This is a genomic window from Pelolinea submarina (assembly GCF_003966975.1).
In the GTDB taxonomy this organism is placed as follows: Bacteria; Chloroflexota; Anaerolineae; order Anaerolineales; family Anaerolineaceae; genus Pelolinea; species Pelolinea submarina.
Genome location: NZ_AP018437.1, coordinates 1,011,986 through 1,037,969 on the forward strand (window position 1 = coordinate 1,011,986; position 25,984 = coordinate 1,037,969).

Consider the following 25,984-nt stretch of genomic DNA (forward strand, 5'->3'; position numbering starts at 1 on the left):
AAATGGACAAGTACCACGTCACCATCGGCGGCAAGGAATACCAGGTCGAGATCGAGGGCGAGCGTGTCTGGATCGACGGCAATGAGGTCTACGCGGGCATTCATTTCCTGAATGACGACGGTCTGTTCATGCTGGAGCGCGACGAAGGCAAGCGTGAATTTCACATCAAACCGCGCGAAGAAGACGTTTACCAGGTGACCACGCGCGGCCTGCAGGTGGACACGGTCGTGCAGCCGGAACGCGGCCATGGCAAGAAACGCGAAGTGAAGAAGGACGAGGGCAGCATCAACGCGCCCATCCCGGGCGTGGTGAGCCAGGTGCTGGTAACCGCGGGCGACGCGGTGGACAACAACCAGGTGCTTGTGGTGCTGGAGTCCATGAAGATGTTGATGGAGTTCCGCGCGCCTTTCGCCGGCACGGTCGAAAAGGTGCTGGTGTCCAAGGGGCAGAACGTGGAGAAGGGCGACGGGATGGTGGCGCTGAAGAGGACTGAATAGGCGCTATTAAAGAGTAGATATTACTAATATCTTCCATTTTCTTCTTGTGATCATCTAAATTTCTATATTAATAATTGAAAACAATAATGGAATTGTTTATTGTTATAGGATTGAAGAAATAGGAAAGTGATATAAAATTGTTAAATAAACAACCACCCATATGGGTGGTTGGTTCCACAGTGTCTCCACCGTGGGGATGTTAGAAATATAATAACATGTTATTAGGGGAGCGTCAAGTGGTGAATAAGAGTTGCTTTGCATATATTGATGGTTATAACTTGTACCATGGAATTATTGATAAAAGAAATATTCCACCGAAAGGATATAAACCATTTACTCAAAAGAGACCATGGGGAAATCTCCTCTGGCTTAATCTCGAATCTTTTATCAAATCCTATAATTTTCCACAAATTACCCTACAGAAAATAAAATTCTTTGAAGCTCCCTCTTATAAACAGGATAGCCATAAAAGGCAACAAATATATCAAAATGCTCTTATCAGTTTAAGTACAATGGATGCCGATAGTTTTTATCAAGGGGAGTTTAAAGTAATTGAGATATTTTGCTCCCGTTGTAACCAGACTTTCAAATCACATGTCGAGAAGAAAACAGATGTCGAGATTTCAACAGAAATGCTTTCTGATTTTTATTTGTCAAATTGTGGTGCTATGATTCTTCTTGGAGGAGACTCCGACCAAATTCCAGTGATTAGAAAAATAAAAATGAATGATCCTAACTTTGAAATTTTCTCAATTTCGCCACCTTTTAGGAAATCAAAAGAAATAACGAAGTTATTAGGTGAATCAAATTGTAAAACTATAAGTTATAAAAGGTTACTAAATCATCAATTATCAGATCCGGTAATTTACAACGGAAAATCAATTAATAAACCTAACGAATATAAATAATTCAAATATGTAAATACAAATTTTATGTTAATTTATTATGGTTTCGTAAAAAATTCTCCAACTTTTTGGCGCGCACGAACAGCGAGACCTGGTAACCAATGATCCCCGAAAAGATCAGGGCGTAAGCCAATATGAGGTAATTCATGCGGCCCACTCCCTATCCGCTTCCGCGCTCAAGACCGCCAGGCGTTCGCGCACTAACTTTTCCAGGCGCAGGCGCTGCAGCAGGAAGGTGAAGTACAGCACGCTGAAAGCTCCCAGGCAGACCAACAGGGTGGCCAGCATACTGGCGGGCAAGCCGCTGGAGGAACTGCTGAAGACCTGCGGGTGGATGGTGCGCCACCAACGGATGGCAAACCAGGACAGCGGCACGGTCACGAAGGCCACGATGCCGTAGACTGCGCTGACCCGCGCGGCGTCCTCGGTATGAGCGAGCGAGCGGCGCAGCAGCGTGTAGGAAAAATATATCAGCCACTGGATCAACGAGATGGTCAGGCGCATTTCCCACACCCAGTAAGCGCCCCACACCGGTTTGGCCCACAACATGCCGCTGACCAGCGTGATGGAGATGAACACGAAGCCGATCTCGGCCGAGGCCACGGCCAGCCGGTCCCAACGATCCTGCCCACGCAGCAGGTAAAGCAGGCTCCCCACAAAAGTAACAAAGAATGCGAAGAAGCCTACCCAGGCCGAGGACACGTGGAAGTAAAAGATCTTCTGCACGATGCCCATGGTCTGTTCCAGCGGCGCGTAAGCGAAAACCATCCACAGCGCGCCGATCAACAAGATGGCGCTTAACGCGATCAGGAGGTTTATCAATTTAGGGGTGCGGGCGGATGTTTGCATAAGTTCAATTCTCGATGGTGGAGCCGTAGGTCAGCATGCCGACGCTGACCATGATTATATTGTAAATGAAGATCAGGCGGTACCAGGCCAGCGACTCAACCAGGGCCAGGCCGGCGGCCGCGTCCTGGGTGACCTGCACGCAGGCGATTAGCAGGGGGATCAGCACGGGCATCAACAGCACCGGCAGCAGCATCTCGCGTGAGCGCGTGCGCTCCACCAGGGTAGCCAGCAGGGTACCCGAGGCAGCCAGCCCCAGGATGCCGCTGGAAAGCGCGGTGGCCATGGCAGGTTGTAATAGTGCCGTGTTGAACAGGATCAGCGCGGCCAGCAGCAGAACCACCGCTACGGATAACTGCACGATGAAAATGCCCAGCAGCTTGCCCAGGTAAATTGCCGAAGGCTCAAGCGGCGCGATGCGCAGGACGTCCATGGACTGGTTGGCGAAATCGCGGTTGACCGCCTTGGACAGGCCCAGAAAGCCGGTGAAGATCAGGGCCGTCCACAGCATGCCGGGGATGAAATTCCGCACGGCATTGCTCATCAGGTTGAAGGCGAAGCTGAAGATCAGGATGGCGCTCAGCCCGAACAGCAGCATGAAGTTGAGCAGCTCGCGCGTGCGCATTTCGGTGCGCAGGTCCTTCTGCGCCACCGCCCAAACCTGGGCCAGGTAATCGCGCAGGCGGTAAGGCGGATGGGAGGCCGGGGTGTTCAGGCGCGCTTGCGGTGTCTTTTCCGTTGGCGGTTTTGTTTTTTTTGTCTCTTTTTGCCCGGCGCGCATGGCGTTTTGGTAAATGTCGCGGGCTTCGGCAAACGCGCGGCAGCGCTGGTCGTGTATGAGCTTTCCTTTGTGCAGGTAGAGCAGGCGGAAATCCAGCGCTTCTTCCAGCGAAAACTCGTGCGTGGTCAACACGATGGTGCAGCCCTGCGCCTGAATTCCCTTGAGTAAATCCAGCAGCGCAAGCTGCGCATCGTAATCCAGCCCCGAGAAGGGCTCATCAAGGAGCAGCAGGTCGGGCTGGTGCAGCACGGCCAGGGCGATGGACAGTCGCCGGATCATGCCGCGCGACAGCGAACGTACCGGGTCGTCGCGGCGCTCGGTCAAGCCGAATTGTTCCAGCAACTCCGCGGCGCGCTGGGGGCCATTCTCCAGGCGGAAGATTTTGGCGAAGAATTCCAGATTCTCGCGCGGGGACAGGTCCTCGTACAAACCGGAAGCGTGCGAGAGGTAGCCGATCCGGGCGGCGACGCTGGTAAGGCTGCCGACCTGCGCTTTTTCCAGTCCGGCGATCAGGCGCAGCAGGGTGGACTTGCCCGCGCCGTTGGGCCCGCAGATCAGCACCCATTCCCCGCGCGCCAGCTCCATGTCAAGATTGGCGAACACGCGCCGGAATTGGTAGCGCTTGCTGAGTCCCTGAATGTGGAGGAGGGTGTCGGTTGGTTCCATGCTATTTGTTCTTCGACAGGAATTGGTCGGTCTGATGTTGGAGGGCAGCCGTCAGTTTTTTCTTGCGCGCCTGATAATCTTCCGCGCTGATCTGGCCTTTTTTGTAGCCGGTTTCCAGGGCAGCCAATTTTTCAATCTGCGGCCGGATCTCAACAGGGCAATCTGGTAAATTCGGCTGGCGGAATAGCATGACGCTCAGGAAGACGGCCAGCGCCAGGGCGAACAGGCCCAATGCCAGGGTGGCCGGGTCAAAATTCAAACCTTTGGACGGCGCGGCCGCGCCTGCGCTTTCAGACGGGTGCGCGTTGGGGCTGTAAAGGATGTCAAATCGGACGGCTTCTCCCGCGGCGAAAGGCCCGCCGGAATATACGCCGTTGAGATAATCCTGCTCTTCGGGCAGCTGGTCTTCGGCGAAGGTATCCCCCGAAATGAGGATGTCCGTCAAGTTGCCGGAAACCACCATGCGCTGCAGTGGAACCGCAAATGTGTTGCTGAAAGCAACTTCCCGCGCGTAAGGCATATCGTAGGCGATATCCATTTCCTGGTAGTACGGGATGGGGCGGATGGGGTAGGTGTCGCTGTAGCCCTGGCCGTTGGCGATGTACCGCTCCCGGCTTTCGGCTTCCGAAAAGACGATGTTCTGCGCCCCCGCGGGCGGGGCCCAGTCAAAGGTGGTGCGGATGCCGTCGGGCGTTTGGCTGCCGATGTAGGTGCGCTGGCCGCTGTTCTCGACCTTGTAAACCTCGGTGATCTGGTAGGTATCTTCATCAAGGGAGGGGTAGATCAACAGGTACAGGCTGGAAATTACGATATCGGCGGGGTCGTTGGTGGTCTCGTAGATGACCAGTTCCACCGGCGGGTTATCCGCGGAGAGCAGCTGCGACTCGACGGAATTATAAAAAACGCCGAGGTATTCCGTGAAAACGACAAAGCTGCTGCCCACCTCACCCTCGAGATCGGTGAAGCTGAAGCTGCCATCCGGCCCCATTTCGGTGCTGTACTCGCTGCCCACCTGCGAGCCGTTATAGAATTGCAGGAACAGGGTGGCTGCCTGCGGCAGGGTAGCGCCGGGAGTGCCGTTGCTGACCTGCCCGCTAATCTGTACGGGGCTTTGCTGTGTTGCCGTGAAGCCGGTGCTTGCCAGGAACATGGACAAAAACAGGAGGGAGATGAGGATTTTTTTGGTGTGCATATCAATCCTCCTTGAGCCGGGTGCCGCAGGACGCGCAAAATCGGTCGCCGGCGTGCACGGATTGGCCGCACTGCGGGCAAATTGCGCCGGATTCCGCTTCTGTGTGTTCCCGACCGAGTTCTTCAACCCAATGCGCGATCAGTTCGTCCCGCTGCGGCTTGCGCCGGGCGAACAGGGGCTGCAGGATGAAGGCGGCGGTCAGCGTGGCGATAGCCAATATCAGTAAAAGTGTGCCGATATCCATGGTCAGCTGCCTCCTTTAATGGATGCTTCCGTTTGGATCAGGCTTTCCAATATGGCCGCTTCGATCACATCATAACTGGCCGCGCCGATGGCGATGAAGGTGATGCGGCCGGAGCGGTCAACGATGTAGGTCTCGGGCACGCCGGTGACCTCGTATTGCATGGAGAGGGCGGCGTCCGGGTCCAGGACGATCGGGTAGGTCAGGCCGTAGCTGTCAACGGATGCCTGGACGGCGGCCTGGTCGGTGTCGTAGGTGATGCCCACCAGGGCAAGGCCCTGCGCTTCGTATTTCTCCCAGATGGCCTGCAGATCGGGCAGTTCTTCGCGGCAGGAGGGGCACCAGGGTGCCCAGAAATTGACCACGGTGACCGGGCTGGAAGCGAAGTCCACCAAAAGCGGCTGACCATTCAGGTCAGTCAGCGTTTCGAACTGCGGTGCGGCTGAGCCGATCTGGAGGTCATTGCTGTCTGGCGCAGTTGCGCCGTGGGCGCTGCCCCACATCATCCAAACCGCCAGGCCAATGAAGAGCGTAGCGCCGATCCAGTAGAGCCAACGCCCGACTCCTTTGGCGTTCAGCGGCGCCAGGGCCAGATAGCCGCCTGCCAGCAGCAGCACGCCGCCGAACCACAGGAAGTTGATCAGCGGGTTGATGTAGATCTGGAAAGTGGCCTGCTCCCCGTTATCGGACCAGCCGGATAGCACCACGTAAACATCGTCGGCCAGTGAGGACCGCACAGCTGGAACGGTCAGGGTTTGCTGCCCGTCGTCGTATTGGTTGAGGTAAGGGGAAAGCAGGGCCAGCGTACGCCCGTTCTGGGAAAGCAGCAGCTCGGCCTTGGTTTCCAGGTAGTCCGCGCGCATTTCCTGCGCGATGCCGCGGTATTCCAACTGATAACCGCCAGAGGTCACGCTTTCATTCAACTGCATGGACTGGAAATCGCTGAACTCGTAAGCTTTGGAAGCGAACACGCCCAACGCCAGCAGGATCAGCCCGGTGTGGATCATCCAACTGGACAACCTGAGGGTGTTGAAGCGCGCGGTCTGGCGCTGCCGCCCGGCGAACTTGAACAGCTCGGCTGTGATGGAAAAGCCGATCAGGCTGAACACCATAAACGCCAGCGGCAGGAACTCTCCCAAGAGAAGCGAGAAGAAGACCCCCAGCAGCAGCCCGCCGGCCAGACCGGCCAGGATCAGCTGCCAGCGCTTGAACTGCCGCAGGGCCATGGCGGCCAGCGGGCAAAGGCCCATCAACAGTACCAGTAAAGCGAACTGCGGGCCGCTGACGCGGTCGAACCATGCGGTGGAAACACCAGTGGCCTGGCCTGAGATGACCTGGGTCAGGTTGGGCAGGATGGTCCCCAGAAAAATGGAAAAGGTAAGCGTCAACAGCACCAGCGTGGTCAGCCGCGAGACGATGGCGCGTAAGGACATGGGCGCGTCGGAAGCAGCTGTGCTTTTTTGGCGGAATTTGAAGAAGATGCCGGCGGAAACGGCCAGCAGCAAGAGTTGGGCGCCCAACAGCACCGGCCCGATGCTGGATTGCGTATAGGCGTGTACGGACTGGATCTGGCCGCTGCGGGTGGCATACGTGCCGAACAGCACCAGCTGGTAAGCCAGCGCGGCCAGTAGATAGGTCTTGTTGAAAGTGTTTTCAGTTTTTTCACGCAAGTAATCTGTGTGGATCAGCGCCGAGGAGACCAGCCAGGGCATCAGCGCGGCGTTTTCCACCGCGTCCCAGCCCCAATAGCCGCCCCAACCCAACACGTCGTAAGCCCAGCGCATGCCCAGCAGCAGTCCGATGCCCAAGCCGAACCAGGAGAACAGGGTCCAACGGTGGATGGGCTGCGACCATTCTTTGACCTTGCCGGAGATCAGGCCGGTCAGGCCGAAGGCGAATGGCACCGCAAGGCCCACGTAGCCCAGGTACAGCGCGGGCGGGTGGAAAGCCATGCCCGGGTGGCGCAGCAGCGGGTTGAGGCCCAGGCCGTCGGCGGGCACCGGCGAGAGGGACGCAAAGGGATTTTGCACCAGGAAGGTGACGCCGGCGAAGAAAGCAGTCAGCAGGCTCAGGATGGCCGCCGCGATGTAAACCGAATCGGCGTTCTTTTTGCGGTTGGCGTTGACGGCCAGCAGGCTGAAGAGTGCCTGCATGAAGCTCCAGAATAGCAATGAGCCTTCCTGCCCGGCCCAAATGGCGCTCAGTTTCAGGTAAAGCGGCAGGGCCAACGAGGAATGATCATGGACGTATTGCAGTTCGAACTGGTTGAATAGCAGCGCCAGACCAAGGAACAGTACCCCGGCTCCCAGCAGGAGCGTGTAGGCCAGCATGGCGTTATCCGTGCTCTTTTTCCAGGTGGGGGAGGCTTTGGTTTGACCGATCAGCGCGGCCAGCGCGGCATAAAACGCGGCCAGCGCTGCCAAGCCAAGCAGGAAATTACCCATCAAGGCGATCATATCAGTCCTCCACCTGCTCGGGGATGTCCTCGGCGTAGCGCGAGGGGCATTTCAACAGCAGGTCGTCGGAATAGAAGCGCCCATCTTGGCCCAATTGGCCTTTCAGGATGGCTTGGGCGCTGCCCTTGAGCAGGTCGGGTTTGACCCCGCTGTAAACCACCTGCAGGCGCTGGGCTTGCGGGTCCTGCACAGCCTCTTCTAGCACGACGGCCAAACCGCCGCGCTGCTCGATGACCTTCAGGTCGGAAGGAATGTCGACAATGGTGAATGTGATCTGCGGGATGGTTTCATCATAAACGATACTGGCGCCGTCCACCGCGCCGGAGACGACCAGTGGCTGGCGCTGTTCTTCCGCGCTGAGCGCGCCCAGCTCACCAACCGTAATAAAAAATTGGGATTCCTGCGCGGTGGCGGTCAGGATCAGGAAGACTACCGCGATGACGATCGCGGCTGCGACCAGGATGTAGGTGATGCGATTCTTCATAGTGGTTTTTCGATGCTCCTGAAGTATTTCTGATTCTTAAGCCATTTCACGCATCTAGCGGAAATCACCAGGAAAAGCGCTGAAATTTTGACCAGCCAGTGAAGGATTTACCTGCCCTGGCTAAATTTGCCTTTTCACAGTATTTTTTGCGTTATTACAATTATAGTGAAGTTTGATTCTTCCATTAGAATACTCACTGAATTTATTAAATTGAAAAGGAAAAGAGATGTTCATAGACATTACGCTAAAGGTAACGCCCAAACTGATCGAGAACGCGCAGGGCAGCGAGGTCAAGCTGCTGACCAACAATGGCCACATTGGCACCCACTTTGACGTGATGGATAAGGAGTTTCCGTTGGAATACGTGGAAAGGCCGGGGATCGTGTTCGATGTCAGCCGGGTGGGCATAGCGCGCGAGATCGCGGCCGACGATATCGACCTTTCCAAAATACACGCGGATATGTTCGTGGCGTTTTACAGCGGCTTCATCGAGCAGCATGAGTACGGCACGCAGGATTATTTCTCCGGACACCCGCATTTAGCGGTGAGCCTGATCGAGGAACTGCTCGAGCGTAAGATCTCCATCATCGGCGTGGATTTCGCCGGCGTGCGGCGCGGCAAGGAGCACACCCCCATGGACCAGCGCTGTGCCGACCGGGGCGTGTTCGTGATCGAGAACCTGTGCAACCTGAAAGCGATCTTGGGTGATGCGCCTTCCGCTCAGTTTACAGCGAATACTTACCCGATCAATTATACGAACATGAGCGGGCTGCCCTGCCGGGTGGTGGCAAAAGTGTGATTATTGCCCTGAAAATGACTGTTCGTAATTCGAGATTGGAATTTGGATACAAGCCGGTTGCTGTAATAAAGATTTCATTTCCAGTTGGGCGATCAACCTGCGCATGCGCGGGCGGTTGAAGCGCTGCAGGATGATGGGCACCAGATTGTTGAGGAACGCGTACAGCACCATCAACCAACCGCCGTTAATACTATTCCACAGAAAAAACAACGGCGCGGGCAGGATCATGAACCAGTGGCATAATTCCGAGCGCACGCTTTCTTTTAACCAACATGTGAGGTGCGACAATTCACTGCTGGCCAGATGTTTAATGGAATAGGCATTCTTGTAAGTTTTCGACCCATCCGGAATGAGGTGTTTCCACGAGCGCACGTTGAACAGACGTTGGTAGACCTTGCCTTCCTCTTCCCAGGGGTGAGCCTGGAAGAAGTGCAGGTTGGGGTCCAGCCAATTTTCCGGGAACTTCAGACTCAGGTACCCAATACCCAAATGAAAGATAACCCAGACGAGTATGTCCAGAATAAAAGTGTTCATTGGTTTCAGGTAAAAGATTTGCATGTCCGCTTCCTCTGACAAAGCATGTGTTGTATAAATAGTAGAAGAAGTCGGAAAAACCGGCATCTGTCAAAAGTATTACTTGAGTATTAATACTTTTGGAGGCGTGTCCCGCTTTATCATTTTTCAATCTGTCAATCGGGACAAGACTGGCACGAACAAATGAGGAGAGGATTATGAGAATTTGCGCTTATATCGCGACCAGCCTGGACGATTTTATTGCCCGAATGGACGGCAGCCTGGATTGGCTGCCCAAACCGGTGGAGGGTGGTGAGGATTATGGCTACGGCCGTTTCTTCGCCTCGATCGACGCGATCGTAATGGGCCGCAACACCTTTGACACCGTGCTTTCCTTCGGGGAGTGGTCGTATGCCGACAAGCCTATGTGGGTGCTGAGCAGACGGGAATTGGAACTGCCGGCCTTTGTTCCCCAAATAGTAACGCGCTGGTCCGGTTCCCTGACCGCACTTGTGGAAGAACTCACTTTGCATCGTGTGAAGAAAGTGTATGTGGACGGCGGCAAGACCATCCAGTCCTTTTTGCGGGCAGGACTATTGGACGAAATCACCATCACAACCATCCCGGTGTTGATCGGGCAGGGCATTTCGTTGTTCGGATCGTTGGAAGCGGATGTGAAGCTGAAATTAATAGAGAGCCGGGCTTTCGAGGATGGCCTGGTGCAAAGCTGCTATGCTGTGGTGAAAGGGTAAAACAATGACGAAATACGCTCACACCAACATCGTCTGCCGGAATTGGCGCAATTTATCCCAATTCTATATTGAGGTGTTTGACTGCCAAGCGGTGCCGCCGCCGCGCGACCTGGCGGGGGATTGGCTGGCGCAGGCCACCGGCCTGCAGCGCCCGCACCTGACCGGCCAGCATTTGCGCCTGCCGGGTTTCGGCGAACACGGGCCCACACTGGAGATCTTTCAATACGATGAGATGCTGGAGCGGCCGGCGCCACCCGCGGCCAACCGTCTTGGCCTGGGCCATTTGGCTTTTGAGGTCGAGCAGGTGGAGGAAACACTGCAAGCGCTGCTGGCGCACGGCGGGCATGAATTGGGGCAGGTGGTCAAACAGGAAATTGCGGGTGTGGGCGTGATCACCTTCACGTACGCTACCGACCCTGAGGGCAATATCCTCGAGATCCAAAGCTGGGAATATTTTTAGACCGTCGGGGTGTGGGCGAACTGCGCTAAGGGACGGAAGCCCTTCTGCACGCTGCGCTTGACGACCAGCTGGCCTTTTTTGTTGGGCGTAATGCGCCAGCGCACCAGCGCGATTTCCCCTTTGACGATCTCGATGCAGGTGATCCAGCGCGGGTGCACGCAGGAACCGGTGTTGAAATAGGGTGTTTTACCGCGTTTGGGGAACTGCGGGTGATGGGTGTGACCGGCGATCATGGGTTGGTGGTGTTCGTCCACCCATTTCTTGAGCTCTTCTTCGGTACGCTCGCGTTTGTGGATGTTCGCCGAAACGCTGCTGGGGTCCTGCAGGCCTAACATTTGCAGGGGACGCCAAAATAAGCGCAGGATCACGCCGTTCAACCAGATCAAGCGGTGGAACAGGTTATCGGCCTGATGGCCGTGTACGGCGAATAGCTCCACGCCGCTCTCTTTATGTTGGAAGACCAGTCCTTCATGTGTTTCGAAATTATCAAATAAAATCTCGCGTTCCTCTGTAACCATATTGAAGATGTGGTTCAGGGTACGGTGTACCAACTCGGGGTTGCGATATTCGTAGTCGTGGTTCCCAAAAATGTAGTAAAAACGGCCCTTGTTGTGGAACTTTTGCAGCAGGCGGAAGACTTCTTCATGTGCGATGCGGATAGGCTCGATAAACTTAAATTTCAGCAGCTCGTCGCCGTCACCCACCTCAACGTAGGTGAATTTGTCGTCGTAATAATATTGCAGCGCGAACAGGTAGATCAACTCGTTGCGCGCGAACTCATCCGCCCAACTGTTGTTGCCGCGATGCACGTCGCTGAAGAAGACCAAACGGTCGCGGTTTGAAAACTCGATCCGTTTGGCGCTTTCGAAAATTCTGGTTAGTAATTTGTGATTTGCCATAAAATTTTTACAATTATATAAAATCCGTTTGATAAAAATACCATTGTGTAGGAGCTTAGTCAATAAACAAAATGTAAATAATAGGTTAAGAGAATTTTTTACTGAAAGCACCGTCGGTTGAAAAAAGACCTGTGGATCACGCAATCAACTTACCCCATGTGGTGGGAGTACGCTTCGGTAGAAGGAGATGCTGAAAGCCATTTGGTCATTGAGCTATAAACAAATAAATTGATTGAAAAGGCGCCCATTTTTAAAATGGCGCTTTTTTATTTTCCTTGTGTCCTTGAATTTAGTAGTTTGATAATTAAAACAATTGCAATAATTCTTAAAAAACGGTCTCTCGATTATTAAAAATCCTCGAATGTATTGACTTTTCGAAAATATCCCCTATACTATAAGAAAACAGGAGTAGGATGTTGGACAACCAACAAAACAATTATTTTCGTAAAATCGTGTATCCATCAGTTACGGACGAAGTCATCAACCAAATTTTGAACGCGATCCGCACAGATATCTTTGTGCCAGGAGAGAAACTGCCCAGCGAACCAAACCTGGCCGACCAAATGGGAGTGAGCCGGAATACACTTCGAGAAGCACTGAACACATTGATTGAAAAGGGATATTTATTCCGTCAACGGGGGGTAGGAACTTTTGTGACACCTCAGTCTGGTGTGATGTTGAAAGCAAATCTTTCTGATGCCGTAGGTACCTCAACACTGATCTCAAACCAGAAAAAAACACCCGGACAGATTGGTTTTTCTTATCAAATCGAGACGCCTTCTAAAACAGTAGCCGAGAACTTACGGATTTCCGAATCTGTGAAAGTTGTGCATATTTCGCGGGTAAGGACAGCGGACGGCATTCCCGTTATTCAATCCGAGGAGTACCTTTCTACTGAAATCCCTGGCTTAAATTACGACTTCTCATCTTGCGCCGAATCTAAAAACTGGTCCATCTACGATTATTTTAGAAAAGCGAACTACAGTATCCAGACTGTGATCACGCATGTGCATGCGATCACGGCTGATCTGGAAATGGCTCACAGGCTGGATGTAGATGAACATACACCGTTGTTATGTTTGGAACAAACGCATTTCAGCAATGCCTATATCCGACCCATGCTTTACTGCATGAACTACCACAATGACAAAATTATAAACATTATGCTGGTTAGGTCTTCTTAATATAAGAATTCAAAAAAACCGGGCGTTATAACACAAAACTATATTAATAAGGAGGTGCGTCTATTCGACTTTTCTATTTCCCTTTGTTTATACAAAAATAAATAATTTAGGAGATTAGGATGAAGAAAAATATTTTTACTGTTTTATCTTTAGTGGTTGTATTTGCGTTTTTAAGTGCATGTGCTCCTCAATCCGCCGCAACAGCTGCTGCATCTGCTGAAGAAGCTGCGCCGGCGGCGGCATCCGAGACGACCGGCGGCGGCGAAATCGCGCTCTTGATTTCCGCGGCAGGCACTCTGGATGACCGTGCGTTCAACCAGGGCTGTTGGAATGGTGTCAAAGAATTCGGGGATGAAAATGGCCTGTCATACATGTACTATCAACCGGTAGAAGATACCGTTGAAGCACAGGTTACCCTATGCGACACCGCAGTAAAGGCCGGGGCAAAGTTCATCATTATCAACAGCGATCAATTCAAAGTCGCCGCGTCAAAAATGATAACGGCATATCCCGATGTGACCTTTATTATCTTCGATACTGTGCCGATTGACGATGATGGCAACCAGGTTTTAACCCCCAACGTTCTGGCAATTCAGTTTGCTGAGCAACAGTCAACCTTCCTGGCGGGATATGCCGCTGTCAAGGACGGCTACCGCAAGTTAGGCTTCATGGGCGGTATGGCTGTTCCGGCAGTGGTCCGCTTCGGTTATGGTTTTGTTTGGGGTATCGAGACAGCCTGCAAAGAGTTGGGTTTGGATGACGTTGAGATCATGTACAACTATTCCGGTGATTTCAAACCGACCCCTGAAAATCAGGCACGTGCCGCTTCGTGGTTCCAGGGTGGAACAGAGATCATTCATGTGGCTGCCGGCCCGATGGGCGCATCCGTGTTCGCTGCCGCTGAGCAGAATAATGGCGTCGTGATCGGCGTTGATTCCGATCAATCCGCAGAATCACCGACCATCATCACCTCCGCTATCAAAGACCTCGAGACTGTTACCTACAACTCCCTGAAAGCCTGGAAGGATGGTACGTTCGATGGCGGCAAGATCGTTCTGTACACGGCGAAGGAAAATGGTGTGGCGCTCGCTTCGATGAAATTCAAGAACTTCACACAAGCTGAGTATGACGATCTCTACCAGCGGTTGGCAGACGATGTCGATGGCATTTCATCGGCTATCCCGACCGATACGGATTACGAGTCACCCGATCAGATTCCGCTGACTTGCGCGAAACTGACCTATGTTGAATAGGAATTGATGTTATTGCAGGGGAGATTAAAGGTAATTTAGCAAAATAATGCACTAACCATCAATTGGGGCAAGTGCTGGAAACGAGAAGAACAAAGCTCAGCACTTGCCCCATATAAATATTATAAAGGTGATAAATTGGAATACATACTCGAGATGCAACATATCACGAAAATATTTCCAAGAATTGTTGCAAACGACGATATTAGTTTTCAGCTCAGGAAGGGTGAGATCCACGCCTTATTGGGGGAAAACGGGGCGGGAAAATCAACGTTAATGAGTGTCCTTTTTGGTCTATATGTCCCGGACGGCGGAAGAATTTTAGTCAAAGGCAAAGAAGAAAAGATCAGTGACCCGCACGAAGCCAATCGTCTGGGCATTGGTATGGTGCACCAGCATTTCAAACTGGTTCAAGTTTTTACGGCTCTAGAGAACATTGTGTTGGGGGTTGAAACAACCAGGGGCGGTGTGCTTCAGATGGATGAGGCACGCGAAAAGGTTGACGCACTCAGCAAGCAGTATGGTCTGCTGGTTGACTTGGATAAAAAGATCGAAGATATGACCGTGGGTATGCAGCAAAGGGTGGAAATCCTGAAGATGTTATACCGGGAAAGCGAAATTTTGGTTTTCGATGAGCCCACGGCTGTGCTGACACCTCAGGAAATTGATGAATTGATCAAGATCATCAAAGAATTGGCCGCTGAAGGTAAATCCATCATTTTTATTTCCCATAAATTGGATGAAATTCAACAGGTCGCCAATCGCTGTACGATCTTGCGAAAAGGAAAGTTCATCGCAACAGTTAATGTTGCTGAAGCCACCAATGAACAATTGTCTGAAATGATGGTTGGTCGGAAGGTTATGCTTCAAGTTGAAAAAGATGAACCCCGGGTTGGCGAGGTGGCGTTACACGTAGAAGATCTGGTGATCAAAGCTCCCGGACTCAGTGAAAGGAACAAAGTCAATCATGTTTCCTTTGATGTTCGTAAAGGGGAGATCGTTTCGATCGCGGGTATCGAAAATAACGGCCAACATGAGGTAGTCATGGCCCTGACCGGGCTAATGCCGGTTAATTCCGGAAAAATCAGTCTCAATGGCGAAGATATTACAGACTGGTCTGTAAGGAAGCGCAATTATAAACATATTTCTCATATCCCTGAGGATAGGCATAAACACGGACTTATCCTGGATTTTGACCTGGCAAACAATTTTATTTTGCAATCCTATTTCACCGAAAAATTCTGCAATCATGGTTTTCTAAATTCACATAGTATCCAGAATTATTCAACTGAATTAATAAAACAATATGATATTCGCTCGGCAAAAGGACCTGACACGATTGTAAAAAGCATGTCAGGCGGGAACCAGCAGAAGGCGATCCTTGCCAGAGAAATGGACCGTACGCATGACCTGTTGATCGCGGTACAGCCCACCCGCGGGTTGGATGTGGGCGCGATTGAATATATTCATAAGCAGCTTGTGCGCGAACGGGACAACGGAAAGGCAATTCTACTGATCTCCTTGGAATTGGATGAGGTCATGAATGTCAGTGATCGCATCCTGGTGATGTTCAACGGGGAGATCGTCGCAAACGTATTTCCAAAGGACGTATCCGAGCGAGATCTGGGTCTTTATATGTTGGGTTCAAAAGTTGGTGTATGAGATGAAAAAGCTTATTTCAAAAATTCTGAATAATGACGCGTTCGGTAATACGCTGGCATCCTTGATCTCGATCTTCCTGGGGCTGATTGTCGGACTGGTTGTTATGGTGATCTTTAATCGGGCCGGCGCCTGGCCCGGTTTTCTGGTCATGCTGCAAGGCGGTTTTTCCGATGGTGCGCGGGGAATCGGTCAGGTCCTGTATTACACGACGCCGCTCATCCTGGTCGGTCTTGCGGTTGGTTTTTCATTCCAAACCGGATTATTCAACATTGGTGTGATCGGGCAATTCACGATCGCTGCTTATGTAGCCATTATCATCGGCGGCAAATTGAGCATGCCGGCTTCAATCCATTGGATCGTGGCGCTGATTGGCGCGTCATTGGCCGGGGTGATTTGGGCGGCTGTGCCCGGTTTATTGAAGGCATATTTCCGTGTCAGTGAGATTATCTCCTGCATCATGATGAACTACATCGCGCTTTATCTGGTGAATCAGTTGGTCCATGATACCCATTATGAGAGCACGACTGCGATGTCGGCATATGTCAAGAAAACAGCTTTGATGCCGAAAATGGGGTTGGACACCATCTTCCCCGGTTCAACCGTCAATTCAGGTTTGTTCATCGCGATCATCATGGCTATTCTGGTTTATATCCTTCTATATAAGACCAGTTTTGGCTACAGCCTGCGCTGCTGCGGGCTGAATCGGGATGCCAGCAAGTATGCGGGGATCAACGAAACCAGGAACATTATCATCGTGATGCTGATCTCCGGTTTTATCGCGGGTCTGGCTGGCGGAATACTGTACCTGTCCGCCATCACCAAAAACTACAAGATCTCCGAATTGTTTATCAATGAACCGGGATATAGCATCCCTGTGGCATTATTGGGAATGTCGCATCCAATTGGGATCATCTTCTCGAGTTTGTTTATCGCTTATATCATCGTAGGCGGATCGCTTATGCAGGGTTATGGCTTTCCGGTGGAGACCGTTGGGATCATTACGGCTGTTTTGATCTATTTCAGCGCTTTTTCCCTGATTTTCAAAAACAAAGTCAACAAATTCGCATTGCAATTCAGCTACAAGGAATCGCAAAAAACAGACTCGTTTAAAAATGAATAGGAAAGTTGCATGGATACCATAACATTTATTTTTCACCAGATGCTGAATTTTTCAATTCCCTTATTAATTGTTGCTTTGGGCGGCATGTTTTCTTCAAGATGCGGAATTATCAACATCGGGTTGGACGGAATCATGATCATTGGCGCGTTGGCCAGTTTCATGTTTATCCGCTATGCGGAAGGTTATATCAGCAGCCAAACGCTGCTTTTACTGGCAATCCTCGTCTCGATCGTCAGCGGCATGATCTTCTCCCTCTTACACGCTTTCGCATCCATAAACTTGAAAGCCAATCAAATTATTTCCGGCCAGGCTTTGAATATGATCGCGCCTGCTTTCTCAGTCTTTGTGGCCAGGCTCTTCATCGGTGATTCCATTATCAGTTTTAAGAACACTTTTATGATCGAGGAAATTCCTTTCCTCTCTCAAATACCTGTGTTGGGCGATCTACTTTTCAAAAATATTTATCTCACGACTTACCTGGGCTTGCTGGTGCTGTGGGCCTCACATTTTGTTCTGTATAAGACTCGCTTTGGTTTGAGGCTGCGCGCTTGCGGTGAATATCCCCAAGCACCTGACTCGGTGGGTATCGACGTTCAAAAGATCCGCTATATTGGCGTACTAATCTCGGGTGGTTTGTCCGGATTGGGGGGATTGGTTTTCGTTCTGCCCAATAGTACCAACTTCAACGGTACGGTATCCGGATATGGATTCCTGGCTTTGGCAGTGATGATCCTGGGTCAGTGGCAGCCCTCAAAAATATTCTTTGCTTCCTTATTCTTCGGGACCCTGAAAACCATGTCGGCAATCTATTCTGGCATTCCGTTCTTCAATACGTTGGGTATCCCTGGAAATTACTACAAATTAATGCCTTACCTGATCACAGTTATTGTGCTGATTCTTGGTCCGAAGAGTTTGGCCGGACCCAAAGCCGAAGGCTTACCTTTTGAGAAAGGCATGTCATAAAAGTATTATGGCAAGTGAATAAACTACGATGACTGATAATTTGGAAATTGTTGTTATTGGCCAATTAACACTGGACGACGTCGTAAAGTTCGATCAACCCGCTTTATTAGATTCACCAGGGGGGTCCGGGTTGTACGCTCTGGCGGGTTTGTGCCTTTGGGAACCAAAGTCAATTGGCTTTGTAACCAGACGCGGCAACGATTATGACCTCGATGCAATATTTGAAAAAGTGGGTGCGTGCCTGGATTTGCAGGGCGTAAAACAATTGGACGTCCCCAGTATTCATATATGGAATTTGTTTGACCGGACGGGAAACCGTTATTTCATCACGCAGCGTTGGGGATCTTATGACGATGTCATGGGAATTTTCCCTGAGGACATCCCGGCTGATTATCAGAAAAGCCGTGCGTTTCTGGTGGCTGCGTTTCCGGTGGAATGCCAGGCAGATATTATTCGTTCTCTGCCCTCTGATTCCCTGATCTTGGTTGACCCGCATTTTCAAGGAGTTTACCCGCAATTTGAAAAAATATGGAATGAATTGCTGAAGAAGATCACAATATTTTTACCGAGCGAAGAAGAGTTGCTCAGGTTCTTCAGCTTGAAGGCTAAAGAAACCATCAGTGAATATATCCCATATCTGGAAGAAATTTCGTCGCGCGGTCCGCGTGTGGTTGGCGTGAAATTAGGTGCCAGAGGGGTTTTAGTGTATGACCGCGAAATGGACTCGGCCTGGCATGTACCGGCTTATACGGAAGACGGCATTGTCGATGTAACGGGGTGCGGAGACGCATTTTGCGGTGGTTTTTTGGCGAGCTATACCCTTGATCAGGATGTGTATAACGCAGCTCTGCATGGGATCATATCCGCCTCTTTTAACTTGGAAGAATATGGTGTTATCCATAATTATTCAATCGAGCATCAAAAAGTCGTTGATCGCTTCAATAAATTTAACGCCCAGTTGAATCGGACTACGCAAAAAATCAAATAATTATAGGAAGTGAATTATGAGTAAATCGATAGAGATCATGGCTGATGAAATAGCTGCCCAGGCAAAATTGTTTGAGTTGTGCGGCGAAGATATCATGAAACAGGCCGGCACAATTCTGGAAAAAACCGGCATGGCATCCAAAGCGGATCGGGTTTACATAACCGGCTGCGGTGATTCATATTGCGCCGGGTTGGCATGTCGTGATTTCTTTGCCAAGTACGCTAAAGTACACGTTGAGGTCCATCACGCCATGGAATTTTCAAAATACATCTGCCCTACGGAAGTAGATGAAAAGGCCATTGTGCTTTCAATTTCTTCATCCGGGCGTGTTGCCAGGACCGTTGAATGCGCACTGCGGGCAAAACAGATGCAGGCATATTCCATCGGTGTGACCAGCAACCCGGATGGACCACTGGCAAAGATCGCCTCGGAAAACCTCTTCGTCAATATTCCCAATGTGGTGGGCGTGGCGCCCGGTACCCAATCTTATATTGCCTCACAACTAGCCTTGATATGTTTTGCCATTGCGCTGGGAAAAGAAAAGGGCGTCCTCAGTGATGAAGATGTTCGTGAGATCTTTGCCTATATCTCCGAATTGGGCGAGGCGATGAAATTAACCGTGAAAAACAATTTTGATCTGATCCGAAAATATCTGGTGGCATATAGCGCCGAAGAAAACTCCAACAAGATCAAGATTTTCCATATTCTGGGAAGTGGACCCAACTGGGGAACGGCGTTATTTGGCAGTATGAAACTACTGGAAGCTTCGGGTTTTGATTCGATTCCTCAAGGTGTTGAGGAATGGGCACACACGCAATACTTTACCACCAAGCCGGGCACGCACACTGTTGTGCTGGCACCGAAAGGCGGTTCAAGAAGCCGCGCTTTGGAAATCTTGCAGGCAGTCACGGTTATGGACGGCAAGAAAATCGTCATTGGCGAGGAAGATGATGAAGAATTGGCCAGAGCCGCGGATATTTATTTGCCCATCTGCGGAATGAAGGACATAAAAGAGGAGTTCACCCAGTTGATCTATCCGATTCCTCTAGAGTTGATGGCCATGCATCTGAGCGAGGTGTTAGGCAAGCCACCATTTGAATTTGAACAAAAACCTTGGAGAAGAGCAGAAAACTTCCGGCAGATTTTCGATTCAAAGATCGAATCTTTGGAATAAAAGAATAGAAGGATTGAATGAATAAGATTATGAACTATGCAATAACCAAGAAAGTCACGTATCAGGAAGAACCCCGCCAGGGCCAACCGGAAAATCTGTTGACACCTTTCGGCCTGGCTTCCGTAGTTGGCATTCAGGCATTACCCGGAACCACACTGAATACGCTGCCATTCAAAAAAATCCTGAAAACGGCAGTAAGCGAAGCCCAAATGTTATATGAAGCGGGCATCAGAAATATTCTGCTCCAGAATGTCAACGACCTGCCTATGTACGTGCATGTCGGCGCCAACATTATCTCTTATATGACCGTGATCGGTTATGCCATCCGGGAAGCGCTGCCAAGCGATTGCGTGCTGGGTGTCAGTGTTCTGCGCGACGATGCGGATGCGATGGTGTCGATTGCCTCCGCTATTGAAGCGGATTATATCCGTCCGAAAGCTTACGTGGGCGCGGTGGTGGGCGTGGATGGCGTTCATGCCGGCTGCATCGACCAGGTTCTCGAGATGCGCTATAAACTGAAATGTGATGTTCAGATTTGGCCGGATATCCATGACCGGAGTTCGTCTCCCCTGGGAAATGTCAGTTTACTGGATGCCTGCCAACAGGCGGTCAGTCAGGGATTGGCGGATGCGCTGATCATCGCAGGAAAAGACTTCGCTGAATCTACCGAAAAGATGCGTTTGGTAAAAGAAAATCTCCCGGACCAGTATGTCTTTCTGGGAGGCGGTGCAAACGCCAAGAATCTCGCCCAGGTTTATGAATTCGCGGACGGGATTTTTGTCGCTTCCTGTCTGAAAGACACCGGCAATATGACCGGCAAGCTAGACCAGGGAAAGCTTGAACAGTTCATGCAAACATATAACAACATTGTCTCTAGCAATTCGAAAAAATAAAAAAACTTATATCAATAAAGGTGGTTGTAAATGAATGTAAAAAAACCGGCAGCTCTTAAATATTTCGATATGGTGAAAGGTGAAAGCCTCACTGATAAAGATCTGGATCAGTTCACAGAAGAAATTAAAAAAATCTGCACAGAATTCCCGGCTCAAGTGGAAAAGTTGAAATCCGTTTTGAGCAAGGAATACGACAAGGTGTACGCGATTGGAATTGGCGATTCGCTCTATTCGGCTGATTCCACCAAACTGAATTTTTGGAAGAAATCCGGGGTGCAAATCGAGGTTCTCGAGTCGCAGGAATTCAATAATTACTATTTAGATTATATGCCCAAGAATTCGCTGGTATTGATATGCTCTGGTGGCGGGTCTGCTGCCAGGACAGTTGAAAGCAGTTTTCTTGCTCAAAGCCGTGGCGCCACGGTGGTTGCGGTGACCTTGACGCCGAAAAGCCGGCTTACGGCATCCTGCCAAAATGTCCTATGCTATTCGACAGACAATAATTGTTACATCGACGGTAGTCGCAATTATATGGGTTTAACCCTTCTCTTGAAGATCGTGGGAATTAAGTTAGGTCTTTGGAATGGTAATATACCCGCAGCTGAAGAGCTGGCGATCTTCGATAAGATCGTTAAAGATATGGCGATTGGCTTCAAAGCTTGCATGACGAACGAGCAGTTGATGAAAGATCTGATGAAAGAAACCATGGACCAGAAGAAATTCTATTTCCTCGGTGCTGGCCCAAGTATGCCTTTGGCACAATATGGCGCAGCGAAATTCATGGAACAATCCGCTGCTGACGGTATTTGGCAGCAGCTTGAGGAATATGGACACGAGCAATACTGGGTCCATAATCGCCGGGAAGAACCTTCAGTCGTCTTCAATATCTGCCCTGACGGAAAGACCGTTCAGCGCTGCGTGGAAAATTTGGATGAACAAAACTTCCTGGATTTGAACACTGTCCTGGTGACGAACAAACCGATCAATGCCAGCTTCACCGGAAAAGCAAAATATACAATAGCCACGGATGAATTCATCGAAGAAACAGATTTCTGGATGATGGCCGGTAATATTTTTGCCAGAATGGCGAACTTCTATACGGAATATATCGAATTCTCCGATAAAAGATTCCTCTCAGGGGAACAATTTGTTGAACATTACAAGACCATTCACTACAGTCAATTCAGCCCTGAAGTTGCGCAATATGATATCCCGTGCCCCGATGACCAAACCATTGCGGAACGCGGTGCATTCGGCTTGACATTCAATACCGATAAGACAGCAAATTAGCAGATCAGACAAATGCAAAACCATTGATTACTTCGGTTTTCCGAAGAGCATCGGGCTAAGAATCAATAAGAGTAAACCAATGCAACAGTTGAAATCGCAGGATTCTTCTGTTGCATTGGTTAAAGGTAAGATATTAAGATTGCTCCGATTTGGGATTACTGGTAGCCAATAATTCATGATATGAAGAATAAGATTACAACGATTGGCAACTTGACCATTGATGATATTGTCTTATGCGATACGGCGGAAATATATTTGGCATCCATCGGTGGAAATGCTCTTTTTTCCGCCATCGGCGCGAGAATTTGGGATGCCGCACCGCTGATCGTATCGAGAATTGGTAAAAGTTTTCCGATTGAATTTAAACAACAAGTTAAAGTGCTTGGCATCAACACGGCTTTGATCCCGATGGCGTGCAACGATATCCGTAATTGGGCGTTATACGAACCGGGTGGGGCACGGCAATTCGTGAACCATATGACCTCAGGGTCCCACTATGATATGTCTATCACAGCGGCTGAACTCCCTAAAGAATGCTGGGACGCAGATGGAATTCATGTGGCGCCGATGCCGACGGATGTTCAATATGACGTACTCAAAGCAATTCGTCAATTGAAAAATAAGGGCACGGTGGTTTCCTGGGATCCGCATGAATATTACCTGTCTCAGCCGGATTTCAATAAAATGGCATACGAAATGCTGGAAATGGTCGATCTATTCTTACCCAGTAAAGAAGAGGTCACGGCAATGTGCGGCAACCGAGACATTTACACCTGCATTAAAGAATTTGCATCGAGGGGCCCCACGGTAGTGGCAGTGAAAATGAGCACGGATGGGTCAATTGTGTATGATAAAAGCAGCGGCGATTTTTACCATGTTCCCATAATTAACAGTATCACCAAAGACCCGACTGGGGCTGGGGATGCGTATTGCGGTGGTTTCCTCAACGCTTTCATTGAAAGCGGGGATGCGGTTTTAGCTGCCTGCAGTGCAACGGTTTCTTCTTCCTATATTGTTGAAGAAATCGGCGCGATCAATAAATTGAAGGCGGATTTTTCAACCAGAAATTTTCGATATGAACGTATCAGATACAATGTCAAGAAGTATTGATCTTGATAAATAGAAGCAGAAGATCGCCCTGGATGTCATCCGGCGCCCAGGTTTACTTGGAAAGAACCGGAACTGCGCTGATTTGTTCTGCCAGCCAGGTTTTAACTTTCCCAAAATCCATGGGCCGTGCGTAGAGATAGCCCTGAATGTAATCGACACCCAGTTTGCGCAGCATTTCGGCGGTTTCGGCTTCTTCAATGCCTTCCGCGATGGTTTTAATATTCAGATTCCGACCGAGGCTGATGACTCCGGAGACTATCTTTTGGTTGATCCTGTTTTCTGAAAAATTGTCGAAGAATACCTTATCCAGCTTGATGGAATCAATGTGAACTTTGGAGATAGTCTCGATGGTGGTGTTGCCGGTACCGAAATCGTCGATACTGATTTGGATTCCCATTTCGTGCAGGTGTTCCAGGTTATGCAGGATTTCCGCATAATCCATTAACAAACCACGCTCCGTGATCTCGAATACCAATAAACTGGGTGGAATGTTGTTACTCTGCAGGATTTTTTCAATTTGTCTGCTGAATGTTTCGCGCTGCAAATTGGCCACGGATATATTAACTGCCAGACGTAGATCACGGTCGATGCTTTGAAGTTCCATTAATTTATCGACATTTTCCTCGACAACCCAATAGGTCAATTTATTGATGAAGGTGGTGGACTCCAGAGAGTAGATGAAATCTTGCGGCGGAATTGGACCGTATTTAGGGTGTTGCCAGCGCAAGAGAGCTTCCAATGTGTCCGTAACTTTGGTGTTCGCATCTACGATGGGCTGATATTGAAAGTGAATCTGTTTATTCTTCAAAGCCTCATTCAACTCGCAGATCAGCGGAAGGATGAAGAAAGCCGGTTGTTTTATTTCGGAGAAATAGGAGATGGGTTTAATAGTTTTTCGTGATTCTTCCAACGCAAACAGGGCATTTTTGACTAACTCATCGGCAGTCTTCCCGTCACGCGGCCCGGTGGCGATGCCGATGATCAGCTCGCATACAACCGGGATGCCCATACTTTCCACGGGATGTTCAAAGAAGTCGATAATATTGGCGGCATATTTTTCAATGTCAGATCCTGAGGAGACCCCCAGAATACCAATTTCAAGCGAGTATAAAGGAATGTCTTCAGGTAGTTTATCCTGCAAGATTTTCAAAAGTTGGTTAATTAGATCATCATATACCTCATAACCAAGCAGTGAGGTGATCTTATCCTTGTTTTTAATCTCAATCAGTGCGACGGAACACTGATTTCCCTGCCGCAGCCCTGCGTCGATGCGCTGAAAGAAACCATCCCGATCCTGAATTCCTGTGTACGGATCAACAGCCATTATGCTGGCATTCCGGTAAGAAAAACGCAGCGCACGGGATTTGATATAACCGGAAAAGCCGCCTGTGAAAGCCATGACAGCTGAAACCAACAACCAATTAACAGAATGCCAGGGTATTGTGAATGAGTCTCCTGTGACAAAGGAAGGCCCCAATAAAATTGCTCCTATCAGGCCAAAAAAAACGCCAATCCATTGTTCGAAAATCAACCCGGCAATCATTACAGGTAAAAACATAATGTTGATACTGGCTATCCGACTTTCGGGATTGGTGTATGCAGCGGTGGCAATGGTAAACTGCAGCAGTATCAATAACATCAAAATGGCAAGTCTCTTATAATCCGAGGAAAATTGCCCACTTATATTTTTAAAAGATTCTTTCATTGCTTAGATATCCAATCCCATATAAAAAATTTACACTTTATGATTATTTTAGGAAAATTAACCGCGAAAATGTGTCAGAGCAAGATTAGAATTAATCAGAGAGAATCCTTTCATTTCGCTATAATGGATATTATTAAAAGGAGAAGACATTCATGGGTAAAAATTATCGATCCGAACTGGTGGGTGTGTTTGGCTGCCCAATTGACGAAAACCCGACCGGTGTGATGGAAGAAGCCGGTTTCGCGGCCAGGGGGTTGGATTTCCGTTATATCACTATCAAAGTCAATGAGGGTGACTTGGGTGCGGCCATGCAGGGGCTGCGTGCCATGAATATGCGCGGTATCAACCTGACCATTCCGCACAAGGTTGAAGTGTTGAAATATCTGGACGAATTATCTGAAGCGGCTGAGATCATCGGAGCAGTCAACGTGGTGGTCAACAATGCCGGCAAGCTGTGGGGCGAGAACACCGACGGCAAGGGTTTTCTGACTTCGCTGAAGGACGCGGGTGTTTCCCCGCAGGGCAAGACAGTCATGATTCTGGGCGCGGGCGGCGCGGCACGCGCCATCAGCGTGGAATGCGCGCTGGCCGGTGCTGCCAAAATCATCATTGCCAACCGGGATTCCCGGCGCGGGCAGGCTTTGGTGGACTTGTTAAAGGAAAAGACCCCTGTGGCAGTGGAATATATCCCCTGGCAGGGCGCCATCGTTGTGCCGCAGGGCACGCATATCCTGGTCAATGCCACTTCGGTAGGGTTGTTCCCCCATGTGGATCAGAAACCGGAGATTGATTACGACACCATCACAGCCGACATGGTGGTGACGGATGTGATCTTCAACGATCCCAACAGCCTGTTTCTGCAGGCAGCCGCGGCGCGCGGCGCACAGACCATCAATGGGTTGGGTATGCTGGTCAACCAGGGCGCGGTCAATTTCACCCTGTGGACCGGCGAGGAAGCGCCGCTGGAAATTATGACAGAGGCGTTGAAGCGCGAATTTGGGTTGTGAAAACCTGTTAGGAAACTGTGTAGAAAAAATGCCGCCTGGATTTTCCGGGCGGTTTTACTTAAATGATGACTCTAACTTATTAAAAAGCCCCGGTACCACTGACGCGTACGGGCACTTCGGGTAGAATGAGCCCATTCGGATTAACAG

The 25,984-nt window shown here is 50.0% G+C and carries 26 protein-coding genes; 16 read left to right on the forward strand and 10 right to left on the reverse strand.

Annotated features, from left to right (window positions below):
* Positions 1–2 precede the first annotated feature (2 nt).
* Both Pelsub_RS04465 and Pelsub_RS04470 read left to right on the forward strand, forming a co-directional pair.
* Positions 3–497: an acetyl-CoA carboxylase biotin carboxyl carrier protein subunit gene (locus Pelsub_RS04465; RefSeq protein WP_158674978.1), complete on the forward strand. Its 495-nt coding sequence runs from the start codon at positions 3–5 to the stop codon at positions 495–497.
* A 239-nt stretch (positions 498–736) separates the two neighbouring features.
* Positions 737–1,405: an NYN domain-containing protein gene (locus Pelsub_RS04470; RefSeq protein WP_158674979.1), complete on the forward strand. Its 669-nt coding sequence runs from the start codon at positions 737–739 to the stop codon at positions 1,403–1,405.
* Positions 1,406–1,427: 22 nt separating this feature from the next.
* On the opposite strand, the gene Pelsub_RS04475 is transcribed toward Pelsub_RS04470, so the two are convergent.
* From Pelsub_RS04475 to Pelsub_RS04505, 7 genes are read right to left on the reverse strand one after another with little or no spacing between them, the layout of a single operon-like run.
* Positions 1,428–1,550 (reverse strand): CcmD family protein, encoded by a 123-nt coding sequence (locus Pelsub_RS04475; RefSeq protein ID WP_116224923.1) that lies wholly within the window; start codon positions 1,548–1,550, stop codon positions 1,428–1,430.
* Positions 1,547–2,251, reverse strand: a complete 705-nt coding sequence (locus tag Pelsub_RS04480; RefSeq protein ID WP_116224922.1) for a cytochrome c biogenesis protein — start codon at positions 2,249–2,251, stop codon at positions 1,547–1,549. The genes Pelsub_RS04475 and Pelsub_RS04480 overlap by 4 nt, the downstream gene beginning before the upstream one ends.
* Before the next feature lie 4 nt (positions 2,252–2,255).
* Positions 2,256–3,695 carry a heme ABC exporter ATP-binding protein CcmA gene (ccmA, locus tag Pelsub_RS04485; protein WP_116224921.1) on the reverse strand — a complete coding sequence of 480 codons (1,440 nt, stop codon included), beginning with the start codon at positions 3,693–3,695 and terminating at the stop codon, positions 2,256–2,258.
* A 1-nt stretch (position 3,696) separates the two neighbouring features.
* Complete coding sequence (locus Pelsub_RS04490; protein ID WP_116224920.1) at positions 3,697–4,887, reverse strand: SHOCT domain-containing protein; 1,191 nt, start codon at positions 4,885–4,887, stop codon at positions 3,697–3,699.
* A 1-nt stretch (position 4,888) separates the two neighbouring features.
* Entirely contained in the window at positions 4,889–5,131 is a 243-nt protein-coding gene (locus Pelsub_RS04495) for a zinc ribbon domain-containing protein (protein WP_116224919.1), read from the reverse strand.
* 2 nt (positions 5,132–5,133) lie between these two features.
* Positions 5,134–7,584, reverse strand: coding sequence for a cytochrome c-type biogenesis CcmF C-terminal domain-containing protein (locus tag Pelsub_RS04500; protein WP_116224918.1), 2,451 nt, complete (start codon positions 7,582–7,584; stop codon positions 5,134–5,136).
* A gap of 1 nt (position 7,585) precedes the next feature.
* Positions 7,586–8,068 (reverse strand): cytochrome c maturation protein CcmE domain-containing protein, encoded by a 483-nt coding sequence (locus tag Pelsub_RS04505; RefSeq protein WP_116224917.1) that lies wholly within the window; start codon positions 8,066–8,068, stop codon positions 7,586–7,588.
* Between the two features lie 226 nt (positions 8,069–8,294).
* Between Pelsub_RS04505 and Pelsub_RS04510 the strand changes: the two genes are divergently transcribed.
* Positions 8,295–8,867, forward strand: coding sequence for a cyclase family protein (locus Pelsub_RS04510; RefSeq protein ID WP_116224916.1), 573 nt, complete (start codon positions 8,295–8,297; stop codon positions 8,865–8,867).
* Here the strand turns inward: Pelsub_RS04510 and Pelsub_RS04515 are convergent, their stop codons facing one another.
* Positions 8,868–9,425: a glycosyl-4,4'-diaponeurosporenoate acyltransferase CrtO family protein gene (locus Pelsub_RS04515; RefSeq protein ID WP_116224915.1), complete on the reverse strand. Its 558-nt coding sequence runs from the start codon at positions 9,423–9,425 to the stop codon at positions 8,868–8,870.
* 173 nt (positions 9,426–9,598) lie between these two features.
* Here Pelsub_RS04515 and Pelsub_RS04520 point away from each other — a divergent pair, with 173 nt between their 5' ends.
* Entirely contained in the window at positions 9,599–10,132 is a 534-nt protein-coding gene (locus Pelsub_RS04520) for a dihydrofolate reductase family protein (RefSeq protein WP_116224914.1), read from the forward strand.
* A gap of 4 nt (positions 10,133–10,136) precedes the next feature.
* Positions 10,137–10,592, forward strand: coding sequence for a VOC family protein (locus Pelsub_RS04525; protein ID WP_116224913.1), 456 nt, complete (start codon positions 10,137–10,139; stop codon positions 10,590–10,592).
* Here Pelsub_RS04525 and Pelsub_RS04530 read toward each other — a convergent pair.
* Positions 10,589–11,491, reverse strand: a complete 903-nt coding sequence (locus tag Pelsub_RS04530; RefSeq protein WP_116224912.1) for a metallophosphoesterase — start codon at positions 11,489–11,491, stop codon at positions 10,589–10,591. The two genes, Pelsub_RS04525 and Pelsub_RS04530, sit on opposite strands and share 4 nt — an antisense overlap.
* 413 nt (positions 11,492–11,904) lie before the next feature.
* Here Pelsub_RS04530 and Pelsub_RS04535 point away from each other — a divergent pair, with 413 nt between their 5' ends.
* The 10 genes from Pelsub_RS04535 (at position 11,905) to Pelsub_RS04580 (ending at position 23,125) form a co-directional block, all read left to right on the forward strand.
* The gene (locus Pelsub_RS04535) at positions 11,905–12,675 is read left to right on the forward strand and encodes a GntR family transcriptional regulator (protein WP_116224911.1); all 771 of its coding nucleotides are present in this window, start codon (positions 11,905–11,907) and stop codon (positions 12,673–12,675) included.
* Between the two features lie 119 nt (positions 12,676–12,794).
* Positions 12,795–13,928: a BMP family lipoprotein gene (locus tag Pelsub_RS04540; RefSeq protein WP_116224910.1), complete on the forward strand. Its 1,134-nt coding sequence runs from the start codon at positions 12,795–12,797 to the stop codon at positions 13,926–13,928.
* A 153-nt stretch (positions 13,929–14,081) separates the two neighbouring features.
* Entirely contained in the window at positions 14,082–15,587 is a 1,506-nt protein-coding gene (locus Pelsub_RS04545; protein WP_116224909.1) for an ABC transporter ATP-binding protein, read from the forward strand.
* 1 nt (position 15,588) lies between these two features.
* The gene (locus Pelsub_RS04550; RefSeq protein WP_116224908.1) at positions 15,589–16,707 is read left to right on the forward strand and encodes an ABC transporter permease; all 1,119 of its coding nucleotides are present in this window, start codon (positions 15,589–15,591) and stop codon (positions 16,705–16,707) included.
* Positions 16,708–16,716: 9 nt separating this feature from the next.
* Positions 16,717–17,670: an ABC transporter permease gene (locus Pelsub_RS04555; RefSeq protein ID WP_116224907.1), complete on the forward strand. Its 954-nt coding sequence runs from the start codon at positions 16,717–16,719 to the stop codon at positions 17,668–17,670.
* A gap of 28 nt (positions 17,671–17,698) precedes the next feature.
* Positions 17,699–18,658, forward strand: coding sequence for a carbohydrate kinase family protein (locus tag Pelsub_RS04560; RefSeq protein ID WP_116224906.1), 960 nt, complete (start codon positions 17,699–17,701; stop codon positions 18,656–18,658).
* 16 nt (positions 18,659–18,674) lie between these two features.
* Positions 18,675–19,832 carry an SIS domain-containing protein gene (locus Pelsub_RS04565; protein ID WP_116224905.1) on the forward strand — a complete coding sequence of 386 codons (1,158 nt, stop codon included), beginning with the start codon at positions 18,675–18,677 and terminating at the stop codon, positions 19,830–19,832.
* A gap of 17 nt (positions 19,833–19,849) precedes the next feature.
* Positions 19,850–20,725 carry a BtpA/SgcQ family protein gene (locus Pelsub_RS04570; protein WP_116224904.1) on the forward strand — a complete coding sequence of 292 codons (876 nt, stop codon included), beginning with the start codon at positions 19,850–19,852 and terminating at the stop codon, positions 20,723–20,725.
* A 30-nt stretch (positions 20,726–20,755) separates the two neighbouring features.
* The gene (locus Pelsub_RS04575; protein ID WP_116224903.1) at positions 20,756–22,015 is read left to right on the forward strand and encodes an SIS domain-containing protein; all 1,260 of its coding nucleotides are present in this window, start codon (positions 20,756–20,758) and stop codon (positions 22,013–22,015) included.
* A 180-nt stretch (positions 22,016–22,195) separates the two neighbouring features.
* Complete coding sequence (locus Pelsub_RS04580) at positions 22,196–23,125, forward strand: carbohydrate kinase family protein (protein ID WP_116224902.1); 930 nt, start codon at positions 22,196–22,198, stop codon at positions 23,123–23,125.
* Positions 23,126–23,177: 52 nt separating this feature from the next.
* Here Pelsub_RS04580 and Pelsub_RS04585 read toward each other — a convergent pair whose 3' ends face one another.
* Complete coding sequence (locus tag Pelsub_RS04585) at positions 23,178–24,764, reverse strand: GGDEF domain-containing phosphodiesterase (protein ID WP_211314293.1); 1,587 nt, start codon at positions 24,762–24,764, stop codon at positions 23,178–23,180.
* A gap of 218 nt (positions 24,765–24,982) precedes the next feature.
* Between Pelsub_RS04585 and aroE the strand changes: the two genes are divergently transcribed.
* Positions 24,983–25,837 (forward strand): shikimate dehydrogenase, encoded by an 855-nt coding sequence (aroE, locus tag Pelsub_RS04590; RefSeq protein WP_116224900.1) that lies wholly within the window; start codon positions 24,983–24,985, stop codon positions 25,835–25,837.
* The last annotated feature ends 147 nt before the right edge of the window (positions 25,838–25,984 follow it).

What these genes read in the sequence shown, in the direction of transcription:
- Pelsub_RS04575 (WP_116224903.1), top strand. Translation starts at nt 20,756, where the DNA reads ATGAATGTAAAAAAACCGGCAGCTCTTAAATATTTCGATATGGTGAAA.
- Pelsub_RS04555 (WP_116224907.1), top strand. Translation starts at nt 16,717, where the DNA reads ATGGATACCATAACATTTATTTTTCACCAGATGCTGAATTTTTCAATT.
- Pelsub_RS04510 (WP_116224916.1), top strand. Translation starts at nt 8,295, where the DNA reads ATGTTCATAGACATTACGCTAAAGGTAACGCCCAAACTGATCGAGAAC.
- Pelsub_RS04540 (WP_116224910.1), top strand. Translation starts at nt 12,795, where the DNA reads ATGAAGAAAAATATTTTTACTGTTTTATCTTTAGTGGTTGTATTTGCG.
- Pelsub_RS04495 (WP_116224919.1), bottom strand. Translation starts at nt 5,131, where the DNA reads ATGGATATCGGCACACTTTTACTGATATTGGCTATCGCCACGCTGACC.
- Pelsub_RS04475 (WP_116224923.1), bottom strand. Translation starts at nt 1,550, where the DNA reads ATGAATTACCTCATATTGGCTTACGCCCTGATCTTTTCGGGGATCATT.
- Pelsub_RS04525 (WP_116224913.1), top strand. Translation starts at nt 10,137, where the DNA reads ATGACGAAATACGCTCACACCAACATCGTCTGCCGGAATTGGCGCAAT.
- Pelsub_RS04545 (WP_116224909.1), top strand. Translation starts at nt 14,082, where the DNA reads ATGCAACATATCACGAAAATATTTCCAAGAATTGTTGCAAACGACGAT.
- Pelsub_RS04480 (WP_116224922.1), bottom strand. Translation starts at nt 2,251, where the DNA reads ATGCAAACATCCGCCCGCACCCCTAAATTGATAAACCTCCTGATCGCG.
- Pelsub_RS04560 (WP_116224906.1), top strand. Translation starts at nt 17,699, where the DNA reads ATGACTGATAATTTGGAAATTGTTGTTATTGGCCAATTAACACTGGAC.
- aroE (WP_116224900.1), top strand. Translation starts at nt 24,983, where the DNA reads ATGGGTAAAAATTATCGATCCGAACTGGTGGGTGTGTTTGGCTGCCCA.
- ccmA (WP_116224921.1), bottom strand. Translation starts at nt 3,695, where the DNA reads ATGGAACCAACCGACACCCTCCTCCACATTCAGGGACTCAGCAAGCGC.
- Pelsub_RS04530 (WP_116224912.1), bottom strand. Translation starts at nt 11,491, where the DNA reads ATGGCAAATCACAAATTACTAACCAGAATTTTCGAAAGCGCCAAACGG.
- Pelsub_RS04500 (WP_116224918.1), bottom strand. Translation starts at nt 7,584, where the DNA reads ATGATCGCCTTGATGGGTAATTTCCTGCTTGGCTTGGCAGCGCTGGCC.
- Pelsub_RS04535 (WP_116224911.1), top strand. Translation starts at nt 11,905, where the DNA reads ATGTTGGACAACCAACAAAACAATTATTTTCGTAAAATCGTGTATCCA.
- Pelsub_RS04565 (WP_116224905.1), top strand. Translation starts at nt 18,675, where the DNA reads ATGAGTAAATCGATAGAGATCATGGCTGATGAAATAGCTGCCCAGGCA.
- Pelsub_RS04490 (WP_116224920.1), bottom strand. Translation starts at nt 4,887, where the DNA reads ATGCACACCAAAAAAATCCTCATCTCCCTCCTGTTTTTGTCCATGTTC.
- Pelsub_RS04550 (WP_116224908.1), top strand. Translation starts at nt 15,589, where the DNA reads ATGAAAAAGCTTATTTCAAAAATTCTGAATAATGACGCGTTCGGTAAT.
- Pelsub_RS04580 (WP_116224902.1), top strand. Translation starts at nt 22,196, where the DNA reads ATGAAGAATAAGATTACAACGATTGGCAACTTGACCATTGATGATATT.
- Pelsub_RS04520 (WP_116224914.1), top strand. Translation starts at nt 9,599, where the DNA reads ATGAGAATTTGCGCTTATATCGCGACCAGCCTGGACGATTTTATTGCC.
- Pelsub_RS04465 (WP_158674978.1), top strand. Translation starts at nt 3, where the DNA reads ATGGACAAGTACCACGTCACCATCGGCGGCAAGGAATACCAGGTCGAG.
- Pelsub_RS04585 (WP_211314293.1), bottom strand. Translation starts at nt 24,764, where the DNA reads ATGTTATTGATACTGCTGCAGTTTACCATTGCCACCGCTGCATACACC.
- Pelsub_RS04505 (WP_116224917.1), bottom strand. Translation starts at nt 8,068, where the DNA reads ATGAAGAATCGCATCACCTACATCCTGGTCGCAGCCGCGATCGTCATC.
- Pelsub_RS04570 (WP_116224904.1), top strand. Translation starts at nt 19,850, where the DNA reads ATGAATAAGATTATGAACTATGCAATAACCAAGAAAGTCACGTATCAG.
- Pelsub_RS04515 (WP_116224915.1), bottom strand. Translation starts at nt 9,425, where the DNA reads ATGCAAATCTTTTACCTGAAACCAATGAACACTTTTATTCTGGACATA.